General features: G+C 60.7%; 4 protein-coding genes. 1 reads left to right on the top strand and 3 read right to left on the bottom strand.

The genetic code is table 11. The features are described from left to right. Positions 1 to 83: 83 nt before the first annotated feature. The 3 genes from atpE to QMX78_RS20950 form a co-directional block, all read right to left on the bottom strand. Positions 84 to 386 carry a F0F1 ATP synthase subunit C gene (gene atpE, locus QMX78_RS20960; RefSeq protein WP_054661978.1) on the bottom strand — a complete coding sequence of 101 codons (303 nt, stop codon included), beginning with the start codon at positions 384 to 386 and terminating at the stop codon, positions 84 to 86. A 75-nt stretch (positions 387 to 461) separates the two neighbouring features. After that, complete coding sequence (gene atpB, locus QMX78_RS20955; RefSeq protein WP_282273293.1) at positions 462 to 1,259, bottom strand: F0F1 ATP synthase subunit A; 798 nt, start codon at positions 1,257 to 1,259, stop codon at positions 462 to 464. A 24-nt stretch (positions 1,260 to 1,283) separates the two neighbouring features. Next, positions 1,284 to 1,649 (bottom strand): hypothetical protein, encoded by a 366-nt coding sequence (locus QMX78_RS20950; RefSeq protein WP_282273291.1) that lies wholly within the window; start codon positions 1,647 to 1,649, stop codon positions 1,284 to 1,286. A 429-nt stretch (positions 1,650 to 2,078) separates the two neighbouring features. Here QMX78_RS20950 and QMX78_RS20945 point away from each other — a divergent pair, with 429 nt between their 5' ends. Beyond that, positions 2,079 to 2,903: a hypothetical protein gene (locus QMX78_RS20945; protein WP_282273289.1), complete on the top strand. Its 825-nt coding sequence runs from the start codon at positions 2,079 to 2,081 to the stop codon at positions 2,901 to 2,903. The last annotated feature ends 68 nt before the right edge of the window (positions 2,904 to 2,971 follow it).

Here is a 2,971-nt window from a genome sequence, read left to right as displayed (position 1 = left end):
TCCTTTTTCTAAAACCACCCCCACCCCACCCACACGGCCCGGGGGGGCCCCCCCCCCCCCCCGACCGTCTCACTGCAGCTGGATCAGCCTGCCAGCTTGGCGGCTTCGGCCAGCAGGGCAGCAGCCAGCGGGTTTGCGAAGGCCAGCAGCAGGCCAACGGCGACCGAGATGATGAACGCGGCGTCGATCAGGCCGGCGGTGATGAACATGCGGACCTGCAGGACCGGGATCAGTTCCGGCTGGCGAGCGGCCGACTCCAGGAACTTACCAGCCATGATGGCCAGACCGAGGCCAGCGCCCAGTGCGGCCAGGCCGATCATGATGCCGACGGCAAGGGCGGTGGAGCTCTGAACTTGGGCGAGGTTGGTCAGGACGGCGAAGTACATGGTTATCTCCAGGAACTTTAAGTAGCTAAGGGTGATGAAACGGATGAAGGTTGAAACTGGGTGAAGCTTGTAACTTTAGTGACTGTCTTCCGACAGGCTCAAGTACACGATGGTCAACATCATGAAGATGAAGGCCTGCAGCGGGATCACCAGCAGGTGGAACAGCATCCAGCCAAAGCCGAACACGCCACCGGCAACGGCACCGAACACGCCGGCACCGCCCAGCACCCAGATCAGCAGGAAAACGATTTCGCCGCCGAACATGTTGCCGAACAGTCGCATCGCCAGGGAGATCGGCTTGCTCAGCCACTCGACGATGTTGAGGATCAGGTTGAACGGCATCATCCACTTGCCGAACGGGGCCGTCAGGAATTCCTTGACGAAGCCGCCGATGCCTTTGGACTTCAGCGCGAAGAAGATCATCAGGATGAACACGCTGATCGACATGCCCAGGGTGGCATTGACGTCGGCGGTCGGCACCGGCTTCCAGTAATGGATGCCTGCCAGCTCAAGCGGCTTGGCGATGAAATCGGCCGGGATCATCTTGATGAGGTTCATCAACAGGATCCAGAAGAAGATGGTGATCGCGATGGGCGTGATCAGCTTGCTCTTGCCGTGGTAGGTGTCCTTGGCCTGGCGGTCAACGAACTCCAGGCAGATTTCAACGAACGCCTGCCACTTGCCCGGAACACCGGCGGTGGCCTTGCGGGTTGCCATCCAGAAGGCGAACACCATCAGCAGGCCCATCAGGACCGCGGTGACGATGGTATCGACGTGGATCATCCAGAAACCACCGCCCTCACCGACCGGAGCGGTCAGATTCTGCAGGTGATGCTGGATGTACGTGGTAGGAGTTAGAGCCTCGCCCGCCATGTGTCCGGAACCTTTATGAGTGAATCAACGTCTGGCCAGAGCCAGAACCTGGAACATCAGCGCCACTGGAATTGCCGCCAGCAGCGCCAAAGGAGGAAGTCGCCACCAGAAAAAAGCCATTCCCAGTACGGCAACAATCAGCACAATCTTCAGCACGAACCCCAGGAACAGGCGGATCATTGCTGAACCAGCGGCCTGAACGCCGCCACCGAGCCCTACCCACGCGGCCAGCGCCGTCCCTGCTACCACCGCCAGGCCCGATACAAGGGCGCCCAGCGCATGCTTTGGCCCCACGAAGAGGAAGGCCAGAGCCAGGACCACCACTGCGGCCAGCGGGTATACCGCGGCGCGCAACATCAGTCGCCGACCCGCGTCAACGGAGTTCAGCACGTCAAAGTGTCCTGCTTCAGGTAAAGGGAAGAGCCGAATCGCGCAAAGGCGTCTCGTCGAGCCGCGAAAGTATAACAGCGGGACAATTTGCGAGACAACCGGCATTTGTCCCCATTTGACTATGCAAGTGGCCGCAATATCACGTTTTTTCCCCCGCTGCCCAAGCAACGGTCCAGGTCGCGGGACAATAGATATTGCACCGCAACACGGGAACTTCCCACTGCCCCGCCGGTCAGACAGCTGCAGTCGGCAATCCGCTACCTCGTCGGGTGGGTGCGCGGACTCGGGTGAGGTGGTGTCGCACGCCCTCGGCGGCACCACCTCACCGCAATTGATCCGCGTCTACACATTGCCTGCACGCCGCGCTCACCGTTCTCTACATCGAATCGGCGATGGTCAGCTGCTCCAAAGCAACAAGCAGGCAATGGCATGCGCAATCCCCGCTTCATTCTCGCACTTGCTCCGTGCGCACTCACACTCGCTCTGGTCCACGCGCAGGCCGCGCACGCCGCTGAAGGCGATCCGCGCTTCAGCGTGCGACTGGGTGCGATGAACATTGATACCGACAACACCATCCGCGGCAGCACCACTGTTGCCGGCCAGGACGTGGATCTGTCGGAGGACTTCAGCCTGGGCGGCAAGGAATGGGAGCCGCGCGTGGACGGCATGTTCCGCATCAGCGACCGCCAGCGCTTGATCTTCGATTACTTCAAATACGACAAGGACAGGCGCGAGACGCTGGATGAAGGCATCAGCTGGGGTGACACCACGGTACCCGCAGGCAGCTTCGTCAAGGGCGAGTTGAAGTACCAGGTGGCAACGCTGGTTTACGACTACTCGGTGGTGGATGGTGATCGTTTTGATTTCGGCCTGCAGCTTGGTGCCGAGTACGCCAAGATCAGCGCCGACGCTTACGCCGATGTCGGTGATGTCTACCAGGGCCGCTTCCTCAATGAGAAGGCCGACGGCATCGCACCGGTGGTTGGCGCGCGCCTGAGCTTCACTCCCTCGGAGAACTGGCTGATCAATCTGCAGGGCCAGTACCTCAACACACGCTGGGGCAACTTCGATGACTACGAAGGCGACCTGAGCCGCGCCAATGCGATCGTGCAGTACAACGTCAACAAGAACTTCGGCATCTTCGCCGGCTATGACTGGTTCAAGCTGGATGTTGACCAGAAAGGCAGTGACGGCGTGATCGGCCTGAAACAGGAATTCAAGGGTCCGGTTGCCGGCGTGAGCCTGTCGTTCTGACGCGCCACCTGTAGTGCCGAGCCATGCTCGGCAGGGGCTATACCGGGAACGCTTCTGCCGAGCATGGC

Origin of the sequence: Stenotrophomonas sp. PS02298, assembly GCF_029959445.1 — a bacterium.
Classification (GTDB): domain Bacteria; phylum Pseudomonadota; class Gammaproteobacteria; order Xanthomonadales; family Xanthomonadaceae; genus Stenotrophomonas.
Note: the sequence above shows the minus strand (reverse complement) of the source record. Positions and strands in the feature narration are given on the sequence as shown.

What these genes read in the sequence shown, in the direction of transcription:
- atpB (WP_282273293.1), bottom strand. Translation starts at nt 1,259, where the DNA reads ATGGCGGGCGAGGCTCTAACTCCTACCACGTACATCCAGCATCACCTG.
- atpE (WP_054661978.1), bottom strand. Translation starts at nt 386, where the DNA reads ATGTACTTCGCCGTCCTGACCAACCTCGCCCAAGTTCAGAGCTCCACC.
- QMX78_RS20945 (WP_282273289.1), top strand. Translation starts at nt 2,079, where the DNA reads ATGCGCAATCCCCGCTTCATTCTCGCACTTGCTCCGTGCGCACTCACA.